General features: G+C 60.3%; 19 protein-coding genes and 1 tRNA gene. 14 read left to right on the top strand and 6 right to left on the bottom strand.

Annotated features, from left to right (window positions below; translation table 11 throughout):
• Positions 1 to 5 precede the first annotated feature (5 nt).
• Both Q363_RS04305 and rbsK read left to right on the top strand, forming a co-directional pair.
• Complete coding sequence (locus Q363_RS04305) at positions 6 to 587, top strand: outer membrane beta-barrel protein (protein ID WP_035348104.1); 582 nt, start codon at positions 6 to 8, stop codon at positions 585 to 587.
• Positions 588 to 636: 49 nt separating this feature from the next.
• Positions 637 to 1,563 (top strand): ribokinase, encoded by a 927-nt coding sequence (gene rbsK, locus Q363_RS04300; RefSeq protein WP_035348297.1) that lies wholly within the window; start codon positions 637 to 639, stop codon positions 1,561 to 1,563.
• Here the strand turns inward: rbsK and hemG are convergent.
• The 5 genes from hemG to purS all read right to left on the bottom strand — a co-directional run bounded on the left by hemG (position 1,560) and on the right by purS (position 6,251).
• Entirely contained in the window at positions 1,560 to 2,960 is a 1,401-nt protein-coding gene (gene hemG / locus Q363_RS04295; protein WP_035348102.1) for a protoporphyrinogen oxidase, read from the bottom strand. The genes rbsK and hemG overlap by 4 nt on opposite strands.
• A gap of 22 nt (positions 2,961 to 2,982) precedes the next feature.
• Entirely contained in the window at positions 2,983 to 3,999 is a 1,017-nt protein-coding gene (locus Q363_RS04290) for a ferrochelatase (protein WP_035348100.1), read from the bottom strand.
• Positions 3,996 to 5,093 (bottom strand): uroporphyrinogen decarboxylase, encoded by a 1,098-nt coding sequence (gene hemE, locus Q363_RS04285; RefSeq protein ID WP_245632028.1) that lies wholly within the window; start codon positions 5,091 to 5,093, stop codon positions 3,996 to 3,998. Before hemE ends, Q363_RS04290 begins: the two co-directional genes overlap by 4 nt.
• A 64-nt stretch (positions 5,094 to 5,157) precedes the next feature.
• The gene (locus Q363_RS04280) at positions 5,158 to 5,787 is read right to left on the bottom strand and encodes an outer membrane protein (protein ID WP_035348097.1); all 630 of its coding nucleotides are present in this window, start codon (positions 5,785 to 5,787) and stop codon (positions 5,158 to 5,160) included.
• 218 nt (positions 5,788 to 6,005) lie between these two features.
• Positions 6,006 to 6,251 (bottom strand): phosphoribosylformylglycinamidine synthase subunit PurS, encoded by a 246-nt coding sequence (gene purS, locus Q363_RS04275; protein WP_035348096.1) that lies wholly within the window; start codon positions 6,249 to 6,251, stop codon positions 6,006 to 6,008.
• Positions 6,252 to 6,390: 139 nt separating this feature from the next.
• On the opposite strand from purS, the gene Q363_RS04270 reads away from it, so the two are divergent.
• From Q363_RS04270 to Q363_RS04260, 3 genes are all read left to right on the top strand, one after another.
• Entirely contained in the window at positions 6,391 to 6,951 is a 561-nt protein-coding gene (locus Q363_RS04270; RefSeq protein WP_035348094.1) for an inorganic diphosphatase, read from the top strand.
• A 381-nt stretch (positions 6,952 to 7,332) separates the two neighbouring features.
• A complete protein-coding gene (locus Q363_RS04265) occupies positions 7,333 to 8,745 on the top strand; it encodes a selenium-binding protein SBP56-related protein (protein ID WP_035348093.1) in 1,413 nt (470 codons plus the stop codon).
• Positions 8,742 to 9,395 (top strand): hypothetical protein, encoded by a 654-nt coding sequence (locus Q363_RS04260; RefSeq protein WP_035348092.1) that lies wholly within the window; start codon positions 8,742 to 8,744, stop codon positions 9,393 to 9,395. The genes Q363_RS04265 and Q363_RS04260 overlap by 4 nt, the downstream gene beginning before the upstream one ends.
• A gap of 429 nt (positions 9,396 to 9,824) precedes the next feature.
• Here the strand turns inward: Q363_RS04260 and Q363_RS04255 are convergent, their stop codons facing one another.
• Entirely contained in the window at positions 9,825 to 11,177 is a 1,353-nt protein-coding gene (locus Q363_RS04255) for an APC family permease (protein ID WP_245632027.1), read from the bottom strand.
• Positions 11,178 to 11,272: 95 nt separating this feature from the next.
• Here Q363_RS04255 and Q363_RS04250 point away from each other — a divergent pair.
• The 9 genes from Q363_RS04250 (at position 11,273) to Q363_RS40135 (ending at position 15,312) form a co-directional block, all read left to right on the top strand.
• Positions 11,273 to 11,365, top strand: a tRNA-Ser gene (locus Q363_RS04250).
• Between the two features lie 216 nt (positions 11,366 to 11,581).
• On the top strand, positions 11,582 to 11,917 hold the full coding sequence (locus Q363_RS04245; RefSeq protein ID WP_035348090.1) for a helix-turn-helix domain-containing protein: 336 nt from the start codon (positions 11,582 to 11,584) through the stop codon (positions 11,915 to 11,917).
• A gap of 70 nt (positions 11,918 to 11,987) precedes the next feature.
• Positions 11,988 to 12,263, top strand: coding sequence for a helix-turn-helix domain-containing protein (locus tag Q363_RS46085; RefSeq protein WP_035348089.1), 276 nt, complete (start codon positions 11,988 to 11,990; stop codon positions 12,261 to 12,263).
• Between the two features lie 122 nt (positions 12,264 to 12,385).
• Positions 12,386 to 13,333, top strand: coding sequence for a helix-turn-helix domain-containing protein (locus tag Q363_RS37815; RefSeq protein WP_084079985.1), 948 nt, complete (start codon positions 12,386 to 12,388; stop codon positions 13,331 to 13,333).
• Positions 13,334 to 13,389: 56 nt separating this feature from the next.
• Positions 13,390 to 13,623: a hypothetical protein gene (locus Q363_RS42640; protein WP_035348086.1), complete on the top strand. Its 234-nt coding sequence runs from the start codon at positions 13,390 to 13,392 to the stop codon at positions 13,621 to 13,623.
• Positions 13,620 to 14,408 carry a ParB N-terminal domain-containing protein gene (locus Q363_RS04225; protein ID WP_035348085.1) on the top strand — a complete coding sequence of 263 codons (789 nt, stop codon included), beginning with the start codon at positions 13,620 to 13,622 and terminating at the stop codon, positions 14,406 to 14,408. The genes Q363_RS42640 and Q363_RS04225 overlap by 4 nt, the downstream gene beginning before the upstream one ends.
• A gap of 70 nt (positions 14,409 to 14,478) precedes the next feature.
• Positions 14,479 to 14,712 carry a hypothetical protein gene (locus Q363_RS04220; protein WP_035348083.1) on the top strand — a complete coding sequence of 78 codons (234 nt, stop codon included), beginning with the start codon at positions 14,479 to 14,481 and terminating at the stop codon, positions 14,710 to 14,712.
• Positions 14,713 to 14,893: 181 nt separating this feature from the next.
• Positions 14,894 to 15,142, top strand: a complete 249-nt coding sequence (locus Q363_RS04215; RefSeq protein WP_035348082.1) for a hypothetical protein — start codon at positions 14,894 to 14,896, stop codon at positions 15,140 to 15,142.
• Positions 15,139 to 15,312 (top strand): hypothetical protein, encoded by a 174-nt coding sequence (locus Q363_RS40135; protein WP_157466527.1) that lies wholly within the window; start codon positions 15,139 to 15,141, stop codon positions 15,310 to 15,312. Before Q363_RS04215 ends, Q363_RS40135 begins: the two co-directional genes overlap by 4 nt.
• Positions 15,313 to 15,407 lie beyond the last annotated feature (95 nt).

Raw genomic sequence — 15,407 nt, 5'->3', positions numbered from 1 at the left:
ACGCGATGCAACTTCAAAAGGCTGTTCTACTTACTCTGCTGCTTGCCTGTCCGTGGGCCCTTCACGGGCAGGCAGTGCCCATGCACGGCGAAGGCGGCAACATCTCCCGCCTCGAGGTCGGTGCCAACTACAACTTCGTCCACGCCAACGCGCCCCCCGGACAGTGCGGCTGCTTCTCCTTGAACGGCGGCTCCGCCACCTTCCTCGTCAACATAACGCGTCAATGGAGCGGTGTTGCCGACTTCGCCGTCGCCCACGCCAGCCAGGTCAACGGCACCGCCCAGGAGATCATGATCATCAATTACTTCTTCGGCGGCCGATACACCCACCGCAACCACACCCGCTGGACGCCCTTCGGCGAAGCCCTCATCGGAGGCGCCAAGGAAGACGTCAACTTCCGCTTCGACATCAATCGCCAGTCGCTCGGCTTCCTCGGAGGCGGCGGCGTCAGCACACGTCTCAACAGCAAGTGGGGAATCAACGCATTCGAGTTCGACTACGTCCACACCCGCATCCCCAACTCAACCAACAACAGCCAGAACAACTTCCGTATCGTCACCGGCGTCACCTATCACTTCGGCGGATAGCAGCTTCATCCCCCCGCCGTCGGCTATGCTGGCAGGTGGGAGACTGTTCGTGGCAGACCGCCGCATCACCGTGCTGGGAAGTTACGTCGCTGACCTCGCATTTCGCGTCGACTCCCTTCCCGCCTGGGGTGAGACCCGCATGGGAGCCTCCTTCGCCATGGGTCCCGGCGGCAAAGGCTCCAATCAGGCCGTCGCCGCCGCGCGAGCAGGTGGCCGCGTCAGCTTCATCACCAAGCTCGGCCAGGACCCCTTCGGCGAAATGGCCCGCAGCCTCTACCGCGACGAAGGCATCGACGCCCGCCACATCGCCGGCACGACCCACGCAACCGGAGCCGCGGCCATCATCCTTGACGCAGCCCGCGGAGAAAACGCCATCATCGTCGTCCCCGGCGCCTGCTTCGAGATCACCATCGACGAGGTAGACCGCGCCGCAGACTGCATCGCCGGCTCCAGTGTCTTCGTCGCCCAGCTTGAGCTCCCCATCTCCGTCGTTGAGCACGGCCTCAGCCTCGCGCACGCACGCGGCGTCACCACCGTCCTCAATCCCGCTCCCGCCATGCCGCTGCCCGAATCCCTCTTCGCCCTTTGCGACTACCTCACGCCAAACGAAGCCGAAGCCTCCACCCTTACCGGCATCGCGGTAAACAATCTCGCATCCGCGGGCCGCGCTGCCGACGCCTTCCTCGCGCGAGGCGTGCGCAACGTCGCCATCACGCTTGGCGCTCAGGGCGTGCTGATCAAAAACAGGCACTTCGCCACGCACGTCCCCGCGGTCGACGCAGGTGCCGTGATCGAAACCACCGGCGCGGGCGACGCCTTCAACGGCGGCCTTGCCGTAGCGCTCGCCGAGGGCAGGGAACCGGTCGAGGCCATGCGATTCGCCTGCGCCGTCGCCGCCATCTCCGTCACACGGCCCGGAACCGCTGCCTCCATGCCCCGCCGCGCCGAGATCGACGCCCTGCTCGCCGCAGGTTAGTGTAAGGAGCTCACCGTATGCGCCGCTAGCGTCCGCACGGCCTCGCGTGCGTCGCGAATCAGGTCCGGCAGCCCGACTCCGCGATAGCCATTGCCCAGCAGCCACAGGCCATCCATCCTTCGCACGCGCTCCTCCAGCTCCGCCATGCGCTCCAGATGTCCCACGCCATATTGGGGCAGCGACAGCGGCCAGCGCCGCACCACGGTCACGCGCGGTTCAGGCAGCGGCCCAAGGATGCGTGCCAGCTCCATCCGCGCCACTGCAGCTGTCTCGTCGTTGCCGCATCGCATCACCCGCTTCGCAGCCTCTCCGCCGAAGAAGGCGCGCAGCAGCCGCCCACCTGCCGGAATGCGGTCGCCAAACTTCTGATCCATGAACGTGCACGCCAGAAGCAGATTGTTCGATCCCGCAGGAACCAGAAAGCCGAACCCCGCAGGCACAGGCACTCGCGCGGCGTCGTCGTAGGCGAAGCCCACCACCACCGCCGAGCTCGCCTCCATCTCCATCAGCTCCGCCGCGCGAGCATCCAACGGCTCCATCAACGCGCGCGCAACATGCACTGGAGCAGCCATCATCACTACATCGAACCGCTCCTCGCCAACGTTCGTCCCCACCACCCACTCGCCGCCATCGCGCCGAATCGAAACAACCTCGACCCCCAGGTGAATCCACGCCTGCGGAATCGCCGCAACCATGCGGTCGATCAGCGTCCCCAGCCCGCTCCTGAGCGTAGTAAAGATCGGAGCCTTCTTCACACCCGCCCGCGCCTGCAAGCCTGCGATCAAACTCCCATGCTCGCGCTCCATCGCCACAAACGGCGCCATCACCGCGCGAACGCTCAGCTTCCTCACATCGCCACCAAACACGCCGCTCAGCAGCGGGGCGCCGATCTTCTCAAGCACCTCATCCCCAAAGTGCCTCTCTACAAACTCCGCCACGCTCTCATCCTGTGCAGGTGCAGCTGCCCGCAGCTCCTCGGCGCGCGTCACCTCATTGCGAAATGCATCCTTCGCCTCCGCGCTGAACAGCGCCGACTGGTCCAGTGTCGCAAGATCTGCCGGAACCATCATCCGCATGCCGTCAGGAATCGCCTCCAGCCGTCCGTCGAGCAGCACATACGTCCTGCGCCCCTCGTCGTTCGAGTAGATCAGCTCCTCACCGAGCCCCAGCTGCACCGCAAGCTCACGCGCCCACGGCTTCTCCGTCATCCACCCATCCGGTCCGCCCTCGATGACAAATCCACCCTCGCGCACCGTCTCCACAATGCCGCCCAGCCTCGACGATGCCTCATACAGCACGACCCGCATGCGCTCCCCGCCGCCGTCCGCCACACGCGCCATCTCGTACGCCGCCGCCAGACCGGCCACACCGCCCCCGACAATCGCAACGCGTTTCACCGCAGCTCCAGTCGCTCGAGCCTCACATCGCCCTCGCAGTCACAGGCTGATCGATCTTCGTCGCGCCCTCGCTCCGCACAATATCGGCCAGCGCCCGCGTCAACACAGGCGAATCGTTCAGGCTCTCGGCCCTCCACAGCCTCAGCCCCATCTCCTGGGCCATCTCCTTGAACGCGACATCGATGTCGTACAAAATCTCGACGTGATCGCACAGAAACCCGATCGGCTGCATCACCACGCCCACATGCCCTTCGGCCTTCAAACCCTTCAGCGTCTCCTCCACAGTCGGTCCAATCCACGGTCCGCCGCTCACACCCTGGCTCTGAAATGCAAAGTACCAGTCGCTCTCTTTTAGCCCCACCACCGCCAGGCGCTCCGCGACCATCGCCGCCGTACGCTTCGCCTCCACCGGATAAGGATCAGGCGTGTCCTGCATCGGAGTCCCCGGCCGCGCTCCAGCAATCGAAGCCTCGCCCGTCATAATCGTCCTACAAGGAACGCTGTGCGCCGTAAACAGCACCGGCACGCGCCTCCCGCTCTGCGCGCAAGCCTCGGCCCACACCGGCCATAGCTTCTCCGCGAACGCCTGGGCCAGCAGCGGATGCTCCGCCCACCCCGCAACAAACTCTACATCCATCCCGGTAGCCGCCGACATCAGTGCCCTGCGATACAGCCCTACGCTTGTCCGCGAGTTCTGCGGAGCCAGGCAGATCGCCTTCACCTCTGTCACGCCATCGGCCCGCATCTGCTCCACCACGTCAGCAATATAAGGATGCCAGTTGCGCATCGCGACATACACGCGCGTTCCGCCCAAAGCATCTTCCAGCAGCCGCCCCTGCTCCATCGTCCACCTCGTCAGCGGCGGGGCCTCAGCCCCCGGCGTCTCGCCCAGCCCGATCTGCGCATAGCGATGCTTCAGCTCCTCAACCACCTCATCCGGAAGAGCCCGCCCGCCTGTCACCTTGCTCAGATACTCCGCCATCTCGCCGAGAACATTCGGCGTCCCATGCGCCAGCAGAAGCACCGCGCTTGTCGTCATCGCGCTCCAAACTCCTTCACCCACTCGACCGTTTTAATCACGCTCTCCACCGGAGTCCCCGGCACAATCCCATGCCCCAGGTTGAAGATGTGCCCCAACCTTTTCGCCGCCGAATCCATCACCTCGCGAACCCGCGCCCGCAGCACCTCCTCCGGAGCAAACAGCGCAATCGGATCGAGATTCCCCTGCACCGCGCAACGATACCCCAGCGCCTTCCATCCCTCGTCCAGCGGGACCCTCCAGTCCAGCCCGATCACATCCGCTCCCGTCTCCCTCATCGCCGGCAGCAGGGAAGCGGTGTCCACGCCAAAGTAGATCACCGGAACACCCAGAGCCTGCACCCTCCGCACCAGCTCCGTCGTTGGCGCCAGGCAGTACTCGCGATAGTCCGTCACGCTCAGCGCGCCTGCCCAGCTGTCGAAGATCTGGATCACGTCCGCCCCCGCCTCCACCTGCTGCGCGGCATACGTAACCAGCACCTCGACAAGCTTCGCCATCAGCAACGGCCACGCCTCGCGGTCGCCGTACATCATGCGCTTCGTCTCAACGTAGTTGCGCGACGACCCGCCCTCGATCATGTAGCTCGCCAGCGTAAACGGAGCTCCGCAGAACCCGATGATCCCCAGCTGATCCCCGTCCGCGCGCGGGGCAGAGAAGTGCTTCGCCACTCGCTCGATCGCCTGGGCCACGTAGCTCAACTCCTCCACGCGATCCGTCCGCAGCGCGCGAACCTGCTCCACCGTCCGCACCGGCGCATGAACCACCGGCCCTTCGCCCGCCAGAAACTCAAACTCCACGCCCATCGGCGTAAACGGCAGCAAAAGATCCGCAAAGATGATCGCTGCATCCACGCCCAGCCGCTCCGCCGCCGTGATCGTCACCTCCGCCGCAATCTCCGGAGTCCTGCATATCTCCAGCAACGAGTGGTGCTTTCGCACCGCCATATACTCCGGCATATAGCGTCCTGCCTGGCGCAGCAGCCACACCGGCGTCCGGTCCACGGACTGCCGCAGACACGCCCTCACAAAGCGGCTCACCGCCGCGCCCGGCGACGCCGGACCATTCAACGCTCGTTCCGAAACAAGATCGCTCAACAGGGACTCCCCCATCGAGCCTAGCACCACAGCGCAGCCGCTTCTACTGCGCCCTGCCCAGCTTCTATCGCCTCGAACGGACTCCAAACGGAATCCGGTACTTCAGGCCCACACTCCACATCGTCGGCGTCAGCGTAGTCGGCGTATATCCTCCAAGACTCCAGTTTTCTGCCAGAAACTCCCCCCTCGCCGAGAAGTTTGGCGTCATATCCAAATCCAGTCCCCCGCCGTACGAGTACACCACCGACGTATCCGACGTGTACGGCTTCCCATTCGGCAGAATATTCGGTGGCTTGAAGTTGTAGTTGATGTACCCCGCGCTGACCAGAAAATTGGCATACGGATGAAAGCGGCCGCGAAACTCCTTCTCCACCCGGATCCCCCCGCCATATGTCTTTTGATCCACCGTGTCCCCGTTCGCAAACTTCATGCGAAACTCCACCGCCGGCGTCACATACCGCAGGTAGCGCGTGAAGAGCGCACAGTCCACCCCAATCATCACGCCATTGTTCTGCTGCGGGCCGTAGTCCGGAGTAAGGCGCGTATACGTCATGAAGGTCGAAAGCTCCGCCTTCCTTGCGGCAGTCGGAACCGCCTGTGCGTTCACACTCGCAGTCCCGCCCCCACCCAGCGACACCACAAGTGCAACCAGAATCAGGAGAAATGGCCGCAGCCTCAACCACCGTGTCCGCATCCGTTGCCCTCCGCTCTGTCCGCCTTACCGCTCTCCCCAAGGCACGTTCAGAACATCAGCACCAGCAAGTATCTTCAGCAAAACAAAACCCTTCACGCGCCGCATGAACGCCTGCGTGACGGGTAGTCCTTTGGATGCAATAAGCTGTGGCTCGTTTGCTTCAATCCTGCCGGAAAGCGCAGCCGCCCCGCGCTCTCAACGACATAAAGCCCTTGTCTTCAGTCCTCTAGCCGGAAGCTGCACTCCTCGATCACCGGGTTCGTCAGTACCTCCCGTGCGATCCGCGCAACCTCCGCCTCCGCCTCCGCGCGCTCCAGGCCATCATCCAGCGTCAGCACAAAGTACTTCCCCTGCCGGACATCGGCCACTCCGCGATACTGCATCCTGCGCAGCGCATCCGCCACCGTCTGCCCCTGGGCATCCAGAACGGTCCGTTTCAATGTGACATAGACATGAGCCTTCATCTTGTTTGATTATAGTCATGGTGCGGTCGTCGGCATCGAAGCCGGATGCAGAGGCCGGCGCCTCAAATCGCACGTCGGCCATCCAGGCCCAGCTGACGCGACACATTTCGCAACAACAACGAGAAGAGACTCCAACGCTATGCCGAACTATCTTGAGCTCCCCGTGGGCCCCCAGTCGCCCGAGGTGATCAACGCTGTCATCGAGATTCCCAACGAAGGAATCAACAAGTACGAGTACGACAAGGAACTCCACGTCTTCCGTCTCGACCGCAACCTCTACTCGCCCGTCCACTACCCCGGCGACTACGGATTCATCCCCTCCACCCTCGGCGACGACGGCGACCCCCTCGACGTCCTCGTCCTCGTCGACGCCCCCAGCTTCCCCGGCTGCGTCATGGAGGTCCGCCCCATCGGCATGCTCGAGATGCTCGACCAGGGACTCGGCGACGAAAAGGTCCTCGCCGTCGGCAAGGGAAACCCCCGCTACAAGGACGTCTGGAACTTCTCCGAGATCTACCCCCACATGCTCAAGGAGATCACCCACTTCTTCTCCATCTACAAGGACCTCGAAGGCAAGCGCGTCGAAGTCAAAGGCTGGCGCGACGCCTCCTTCGCCCGCAACAAGGTCCTCGAAGCCCAGCAGCGCTTCATCGACAACAAGGCCGCAACCGAAAAGAAGCTCGTCACCGCCTCCAAATAACCCTCGTCTTCGTACTCAAGACGAACAAAACGCCTCCTTCGAACGAAGCCCACTCTTCGCTCGAAGGAGGCGTTACCCGTTCTGAGACAGTTCAGGCACGGGTCTCGATTCCTCTAAGCACCTTAGCGCTACGGTCACTGGATCACTTCTACCAGTAGCCCCGCGATGCTCAAACGAGTTATGCTTGCAGCGCCCTGAAGAGCCGCACGTGGACCGCGGCTGCTGACAGGATCGCGGGTCTAGGCAGACGTTGTCATCCCGGCCTTCTCACAGTTCTCTCCGGACTCCTGCCGTGCCCGTTGTTGTCGGTCTGGTAACTGCGTCACGCTGTCTGAGCCGGGCAAATCTTCGCAGTAAATTCTGGAAAAGGAGGATATGGATATGTCCTTGACACCGGATCCAACCTTTTATCCCTCGCCAGGCATGGCCATGAAGGCCGCGCCGGAACGTATCGCTTACGTCGCTATGCTCAACGCCGTTAAGAATGGAAAACACGACGCCATGGGCGTTATCGATGTCGATCCGCATTCGACCACGTATGGTCAGCTCGTCGATCAGGTGGATTTTCAACGTAACGATAACGAGTTGCATCACTTCGGCTGGAACGCGTGCAGCGCGTGCCTCTGCCCGCAGAACCCGCACCCGCATATGGAGCGTCGTTACCTGATCGTTCCTGGCATCGGATCGTCCCGGATTTACATCCTGGATACCAAGGCAGGTCGTAACCGTCTCGAGATCGTGAAAGTGATCGAACCGGAAGAGTTCATTAAGAACACCGGCTACACATCGCCACACACCATTCATTGTGGCCCCGACGGCATTTATGGCAGCGCGCTCGGTTCTGCCAGTGGCGACGGTCCGGGCGGCATCTTCCTCATGGATGCGAATACGTTTGAGCTGAAGGGCGCGTGGGAGAAAGATCGGGGCCCTCAGATTCTGGCTTACGACTTCTGGTGGCACCTCGGACACGACACCATGATCACCTCCGAATGGGGAACTCCGAATATGGTGAAGGACGGCATCAACCCGGAGTTGCTGCTTGCGGGAAAGTACGGACACAAACTGCACATCTGGGACCTGGATAAGCGTATCCACCTCCAGGAACTCGACCTGGGAGCGGAGCAACAGATGGTCCTGGAGCTTCGGCCAGCCCACGATCCCAACAAGACCTTCGGATTCGCAGGTGTCGTCGTCTCCCTCAAAGATCTTTCCGCCTCTATCTGGATGTGGTACCGCGAGAATGGCGGCAAGAACGGCAAGTGGGCAGTGCGCAAGGTGATCGAAATTCCCGCCGAGCCAGCCGATCCCGAAAAACTGCCACCCCTGCTCAAGGGCTTCAAGGCAGTGCCGCCATTTGTAACTGACATCAACCTCTCCCTCGACGACCGCTTCCTCTATGTTTCGTGCTGGGGGACAGGTGAGTTCATCCAGTATGACGTCTCCGATCCCGCCAACCCAAAGAAGGCCGGCTCGATCCACCTCGGTGGCATCGTGCGCCGGGCGCCTCACCCGAAGAAGCCCACGGAAGCTCTCAACGGCGGTCCACAGATGGTCGAAATCAGCCGCGACGGCAAGCGCGTCTATTTCACGAACTCGCTCTACTCCCCGTGGGACGAGCAGATCTATCCCGACGGTATACGGAGTTGGATGGTGAAGGTCGATGCAAACCCAGAGGGCGGAATCAAGCTCGATGAAAAATTCTTTGTCGAGTTTGACGGGTTACGCGCACACCAGGTGCGGCTGGAAGGGGGCGACGCTTCGTCGGACTCCTACTGCTACTCGGACGCGCCATGACCCACGCAGGGCTGACTCCAACGGTGCTGTGGCTGATGCTGCTCCTCGGCGCCTACCACGGAATCAATCCTGGGATGGGGTGGCTCTTCGCGGTAGCGTTGGGGATTCAGGAGAAAAAGGGAAGCGCAGTAGCCAGGTCGCTCGTTCCCATTGCGCTCGGCCATGCAGTGGCCATCGGCAGCGTGGTGCTGACTGCCGCATTTCTCGGCATGGTCCTGCCGCTCGTCATCATCCGCTACTTCGTCGCCGCAATCCTGGTCGGTCTTGGAATCTATTGCCTGGTGCGGCATCAGCACCCGCGTTGGGTCCGCATGCGGGTAGGCTTCCGAGACCTGATCCTCTGGTCGTTTCTAATGGCCTCTGCGCACGGCGCCGGATTAATGGTGGTGCCGGTGCTGCTGGGCGACAACGCTGTTGAAGCACAGGGGCGAATGGCGGGCCACCATTCCATATCTCCGATCGCCGGTCCCTTAGCGGGAATGCTCGCCGTCGGTGTCCATACGGTTGCCTATCTTGCGGTCACTGGGCTGCTCGCCTGGGTAGTCTATCGAAAGCTGGGCCTGGCGCTTCTCCGAAAGGCGTGGTTGAACTTCGATTTGGTCTGGGCAGGGGCACTCATGGCAACGGGTCTTGTCACCCTCGTGATATAGCCTGTCGTGCCCGAGGTAGGCCCAGGCTCAGATGGCTTGCTTAGGGCGCAGCTTCACAGGCTGCTGAAAAGTCCGCCTTGCTTAAGGGCACGGCTTCAGCCGTGCCGCAAGTGTCTTTTTTTCAATGCGGCTTTAGCCGCTGAGGTACCGCTTTTTGCTCGCGAGCCTCGAATCTCAACGCCGCGCCGAAGGCGCCAGCCCGCAGAGCGAAGCGACTCGAATGCCGAGCAAAGCCCCAAAATCGATGTCAAGGCCAAAAACCACCTAACTCCATCAAACCAAACAAGATATAAAGTGCCGATTAATTACCCTCCACCCGCTACAATTAATAGAGTGGACAAAAGGCCCCGGATCAGTCCGGGGCCTTTCTGATTCCGATTGCAAACCGAAGTACTAGGCTAACTTAAATTTTTTGAATACTTTGCGCAATTAAGTACGGGGGGAGGGGGTACCCCTCCGCACCGCCAGATACACCACCGGCCCCGCCGCCGCCACCAGCGCCGCGAACCCCAGCGCCGGAAGCCCGGCCACTCGCTCCCCGCGAGCCGCCCAAAGCGCAAACCCGATCAGCGCCGCCGGCCCCAACCCTATCACGGAGGCCGCAAGCAACCCACCCGGAACCCGGAACGGTCTCACCAGCCCCGGCTCCCGAACCCGCAGCACCACCAGCGCAACGAACTCCAGCACCAGCGCCCCGCCATACAGAACCAGGTCGATCGAGATCAGCCGCTCGAACGTAAAGCTCAGCGCCAGCGCCCACCCCACGCTGCAAGCCAGCACACTCACCCAAGGCACCCCGTTCGACCAACGCTTCGCCAAAACCTTCGGAAGCAGCCCATCCTCCGCCATCGCATACGGCAGCCGAGTCAGCGAAAGAGTCAGAGCATTAAAGGTCCCCAGCCCATCGAGCGACCCCGCAAGCACCACCGCCACCGCCAGCCCCGAACCACCCAGCATCATCGCCGCATCCACCCACGCCCCCGTCGAAAATCGCGCCGCCGGAATCCCAGCCATCCAAACCGCCGCCAGCGGCAGCGTATAAACACACATCACCGCCAGCGCCGAAGTAAACATCGCGCGCGGATAGTTCCTCTGCGGATCCTCCACCTCCTGCGCAATCGTCGAGGCGTTGTCCCAGCCCATGTAATTCCACAACGTCACCAGCAGCGCCCCCGCAATATCACGCTCCGGAGGCGGCCCGCCCGGCCCGAACGCCACACCATGCCGCGCCGCACCCCACACCGCCACCCCGATGAGCACCACGAACGGAGCCAGCGACACCGCCATCATCCTCTCCGAGCCCACCCCCACCGATACGGCACCCCTAAGGTTCCACACCGCCGAAACCGCAACGATCCCCAGCTTCAACAGCAACCCTCTATGCCCCACCGTCAGCGAAGGAGCCACATGCGACAGATACAGCACGAACGTCGTCGGATAGATCGCCATGTCGAAGACGCTCGCCGCCAGCGACAGCCACGCCTCCTGGAACCCCCAGAACGGCCCCATCGCCCGCTTCACCCACTGATAGAACCCACCCTCCTGCGGCATCGCCGAGGCCAGCTCCCCCACCATCAGCGCCGTCGGAAGGCTCCAGAACAGCGGCACGATAAGCAGCAGCAGCAGAGCGCCCCCATACCCCGCCATCCCAATGATGTCCTCCAACCCATACGGCCCCCCCGACACCATGAAATAAGTCGCCGCGACCAGCGGCAGCAGCCGCATCTTCCGCGCCCTGCCCGCTCCGCTCGCCACCGCAAGGCCCACCCGGATCCCTCCCATGAGATCAATCTACCCGACCACCTCCCTGATTCCGCTACGGGATTTCCCCCCGGCACGGTATAATGACCACAAGCCCGGAAAATCGAAGGGTGTCCGGAGAGTTGGCCGAGTGGCTGAAGGCGGCGGTTTGCTAAACCGTTATAGGGTCAAAAGCTCTATCGGGGGTTCGAATCCCCCACTCTCCGCCAGAAACCTGCATAAATCACTGAAAACAAAGCTAAAACTACTAGAATGACTACATAGGCCGGTTTCTAATGCTTGCCATGTTGCTCGATTTTGGCATGTTTAGGCTATTTTCTCGGGATTTTTCTAGCAACGGCGAAATCTTCTAGCAACGGCTAAATCACTCCCTCTACGTGATATGTTGGCTGTCTCTTCAATAGAGATCGTCGAGAGGGTTGTGAATGCGGAAACGCGGGAGCGGATCGCCCGATGAAGTTGATAAAGTTGAGTTCGTCCGTCAACAACTTTGGAACCTCCAGAAGCTTTCTTCCGACCCCTACAAACACAACGTTGCACCGGATCAGGCAGGCCGAAGCATAAAGAGCGGTCCAGCGGTAGCTCGCGTGGTGGCTCATATGCACCGTCACGCCCTCAATCAGGAAGCGTTCGCAGAGGCGGCTGGGATCAGCAGCCGGACGCTTCGCACCATCTTGCGCAACCAGAAGGCGCGGCGAGCTACATGGGTTCAAATCGCAAAAGCGATGGGCACGACAGCGGAGGAACTCCTCCTTAGCTAGTTGATTTGACCCGCTATTCTTCCTCGATTCTTCCTCGACTCTTCCTTTTGATTTCTACATTCATGCGGTCATGCTTATCAAAGCGTGGATGTGGAGCATGTGCGCAGAGAGAGGGATCGAAATGTCGACGAAAAAAATTCAACCAACGGAACCCGAACCGCTGCCGGAAGTCGAGGAGTACCTGAAGGTAGGACAAGCTGCGAAGACTATGCACTGCTCTGCGACATCGGTCTACCGGCTCGCGAGAACCGGCGTTATCCCGGCTTTCATGTACGCCGGAATGGTCAGAATTCCTCGATCTGCGCTCCACGCCTGGCTAAAGGCCAACACAACGAACCCCCTATAAGCGCGCAAAATAAAGGGCCTTACCGGAGACCAAGCCGGCAAGGCCTAAGGAGTTTTCGTCATCATGGATGCCGTAAAGATAGCACAACGTCGCCAGCGCCACTCGCTTCTCGTGGGTCAGTTATGAGCATCGCCATCATGTCACGTGTATGGCGACATGGTCCCACGCTGCGATCTGAGCGGCTCCTCCTTTTAGCTATCGCTGACCACGCGGATGACAAGGGTGTCGCTTGGCCCTCGGCTACAACGCTCGCGGCGAAGGCCTGTATGACGACTCGCACAGTGTCGCGTGCGCTCGATTCTTTGAAGAGCGCTGGATGGATTGAAATCCTCCCGCGAACTGGCCAGCATGGCTGTCACACTTACAAACTCAACCTCGCGAAACTGAATCTGGGTGGAAACGCCACACCAGACAAAATGTCTGATCGAAGTGGAGACAAAATGTCTGATCGACGTGAACCTTCACCAGACACAATGTCTTATCGAGACGCCGACCTCGATCAGACATTTACGCCTCTCGATCAGACATTGACGACATCTCGATCAGACATTGACGACATCTCGATCAGACATTTTGAACAGCTTAACAATATTGTTTTTAACCATCAGGAACCACCAATAGAACCACCAATAGAACCACCAAAAAAAGACAGGGTGTCCTCGCCGCTTGCGGCGAGTGAGCCGGAGGCGATAGTACTTAAAAACTTATCGCCTACGGCTCAGTCGGCTAGCGCCGACGACTCACTGTCTTTTCGTGAAGCTATAAGGCCGATGCGCCACAGCTTCGAAGATGCCAACCACTGGGAGCTTGCCGCCTATCTGGAGTTCTGGAATGCGGCTTCCCCGCGATTCAAGCGGGCGCATGGGATGACGGATCGGCGCGTTGCAAAGTTACAAGCACGCATCGGCGGCGGCATGACGACTCAGGGATTCATGGAAGCAGTCGGCAAGGTGGCGGCGTCGGAGTTATGCAAACGAAATCGGCTAACTTTCGAATGGCTCATTAGCGATGACAACTGGCCCAACGGGCAATTCGTTTGCACCTACCTCGACAAGTATCCATTCTTCTAACTCACCAACAACCAAAGTAGCGACCAAAGAATGAAACGCAATGCCGGAGGTGCAGCGTGATTACATTCGATGAAGACGACACCAAACCCGGCAGCCGAAAACTCTGGCATGACCTGGTAGAGCGCGCCATACGGACCGCGATAGATCGCGGCGAGCCGTTCGAGATAGAGAAAGTGTTGAACAGCGTCGGCATTCTCCACTGGTCGCTTTACAGGGCGGAGGCTTTTGCATACGCAAACAAGCTGCTCGACGCACATCGGAAAGCAACGACACAGGAGGCGCAACCATGACGACCGCCATTCACTATGAGTATGGGATGCCCGTTCATCCCGTCTGCGATATGTTCCCGCTGATGGATGGGGACGAAGTTGAGAATCTGCGCGATGACATTGAAGACAACGGTCTGCTCCATCCCATCGTCGTTCACGAAGGACAGCTCGTTGACGGACGGAATCGCATCCTTGCATGTCAGCAGGCCAAGGTAAAGCCGCACTGTGTTGAATGGCGCGCGATATACCACGGACCACAGACGCTCGCTCGCTGGATATGGTCGATCAACGGGACGCGCCGACACCTTACCACCGAGCAATGGCTTGCCATTCAGGTTGAGATTCAGGCATGGGAAGAGCGCGAGGCCGCGAAGCAGAAGCAGATCGAAGGTGGACGGTCAGCAGGTCGTAGCAGGCCCAAGACAAAACAGGTTGAGACCGAACGATCTCAACCTATTCAAGAGGCTAAACGCGCACCACAGGTTCGCACCCAGATTGCGACTCAGCTCAACATCTCAGAGCGCAAGGTACAGCAAGCGCTCAACGTGCAGAAGGCCGACCCGGCGCTGCTGAAACAGGTAGCGAAGGGAACAGTAAAACTGCTTGACGCAGCTAAGCAGGTCGGTAAGACGTCACCACCAAAGAAACTAGCACGCAATTTCGATGTTAAGAAGTCCATCCAACCCATTCTGCGAGCGCTTCACCGCGAATTATTTAGCAGAACAAGTGAGCAACGCTCACTGCTGTTGGTCGAACTGGCAGACACCATCGAGCAGATGCGCGCAGCAAAGGAAGGCAGGTCATGACGAACACAGAGCGGCGTGTCCAGAGATTGATTGACGAGTTGCAGTTGCATGGAAAGGAATAAGTGCAATCATGACGACCCATATTCCAATTGACGTACGAATCGCACGGCTCGCAGCAAAGCTGAGGCCAGAGGAAGCCGCCGACCTGTTGCGCTCATGGGATTATCACAAGACGCAACACACCAGCGACGAACTGGAGCAACTGTTCGCGTCGTATCGCTTGGATCGTGAACTCAAAGCTCTGTTGCTAACAGAACAACAGCGCGTGTTCGACGAAGACTTGGCCGAGGGTGACGACATATGAGCCGAAGCGCAGCGATAGCAGGACGGGCCGTTTCTGCGCGAGGAATGGGCATCGTAGGGGGGGAGGGGTACGTCGGATACCTGAGCAAGCGACCTCCGTACCACGGGGAACAAGTCCGTAAACTTTCGCGAGTTTTGCAGATTTTCCACAAGCATTCAATTTTCAGGGAGACGGAGACCACATGAAAAAAACCGAAGAGGACATTTCAAAAACAGTAGCGGCGATGGCAAAGGAACTCGAGAAGGCACCGAGCGGCGCAGCCATCATCGAACGCCTACTCACCGGGCAGGTTCTAGCCCAGCGGGAAAACGCAGAGATGAAGGCGATGATCGGCGCGCTGACAGATCAAGTCGCCACGTTGACGAAGCTCGTCGACAGCCACCAACACGCTATCGAAATCCTGTCCAAGCCGGGGGGCATCGTGCAATGAAGACCCGCATTTTGCGATGGAATCGCTTGAAGCGACGCGCCGTCTCGTTGGGGGTTGATGTGCAAACCCTCATCCGGATCGACGCCGCCGCACAACGGGAGTCACCACCGGACGACGACAACGTGCAGCGCGAAGAGATTCTTCGCGCCGCTCGCGAAGTAGGTGCATAATGAGTTTCAGGCGTTCCGAATATCCCGCGACCCGCTCATTCTTGGCACTCGCGTCTGTGAGATTCGTCGCAGCATCGCCGGTCCGAGCCGCTCCT

The organism is Edaphobacter aggregans DSM 19364 (assembly GCF_000745965.1).
GTDB lineage: Bacteria > Acidobacteriota > Terriglobia > Terriglobales > Acidobacteriaceae > Edaphobacter > Edaphobacter aggregans.
Note: the sequence above shows the minus strand (reverse complement) of the source record. Positions and strands in the feature narration are given on the sequence as shown.

What these genes read in the sequence shown, in the direction of transcription:
- Q363_RS04280 (WP_035348097.1), bottom strand. Translation starts at nt 5,787, where the DNA reads ATGCGGACACGGTGGTTGAGGCTGCGGCCATTTCTCCTGATTCTGGTT.
- Q363_RS04265 (WP_035348093.1), top strand. Translation starts at nt 7,333, where the DNA reads ATGTCCTTGACACCGGATCCAACCTTTTATCCCTCGCCAGGCATGGCC.
- Q363_RS04290 (WP_035348100.1), bottom strand. Translation starts at nt 3,999, where the DNA reads ATGACGACAAGCGCGGTGCTTCTGCTGGCGCATGGGACGCCGAATGTT.
- Q363_RS04260 (WP_035348092.1), top strand. Translation starts at nt 8,742, where the DNA reads ATGACCCACGCAGGGCTGACTCCAACGGTGCTGTGGCTGATGCTGCTC.
- Q363_RS40135 (WP_157466527.1), top strand. Translation starts at nt 15,139, where the DNA reads ATGAAGACCCGCATTTTGCGATGGAATCGCTTGAAGCGACGCGCCGTC.
- purS (WP_035348096.1), bottom strand. Translation starts at nt 6,251, where the DNA reads ATGAAGGCTCATGTCTATGTCACATTGAAACGGACCGTTCTGGATGCC.
- Q363_RS37815 (WP_084079985.1), top strand. Translation starts at nt 12,386, where the DNA reads ATGAGCATCGCCATCATGTCACGTGTATGGCGACATGGTCCCACGCTG.
- Q363_RS46085 (WP_035348089.1), top strand. Translation starts at nt 11,988, where the DNA reads ATGCTTATCAAAGCGTGGATGTGGAGCATGTGCGCAGAGAGAGGGATC.
- Q363_RS04270 (WP_035348094.1), top strand. Translation starts at nt 6,391, where the DNA reads ATGCCGAACTATCTTGAGCTCCCCGTGGGCCCCCAGTCGCCCGAGGTG.
- Q363_RS04215 (WP_035348082.1), top strand. Translation starts at nt 14,894, where the DNA reads ATGAAAAAAACCGAAGAGGACATTTCAAAAACAGTAGCGGCGATGGCA.
- Q363_RS04305 (WP_035348104.1), top strand. Translation starts at nt 6, where the DNA reads ATGCAACTTCAAAAGGCTGTTCTACTTACTCTGCTGCTTGCCTGTCCG.
- Q363_RS04220 (WP_035348083.1), top strand. Translation starts at nt 14,479, where the DNA reads ATGACGACCCATATTCCAATTGACGTACGAATCGCACGGCTCGCAGCA.
- Q363_RS04245 (WP_035348090.1), top strand. Translation starts at nt 11,582, where the DNA reads ATGCGGAAACGCGGGAGCGGATCGCCCGATGAAGTTGATAAAGTTGAG.
- Q363_RS04255 (WP_245632027.1), bottom strand. Translation starts at nt 11,177, where the DNA reads ATGGGAGGGATCCGGGTGGGCCTTGCGGTGGCGAGCGGAGCGGGCAGG.
- Q363_RS04225 (WP_035348085.1), top strand. Translation starts at nt 13,620, where the DNA reads ATGACGACCGCCATTCACTATGAGTATGGGATGCCCGTTCATCCCGTC.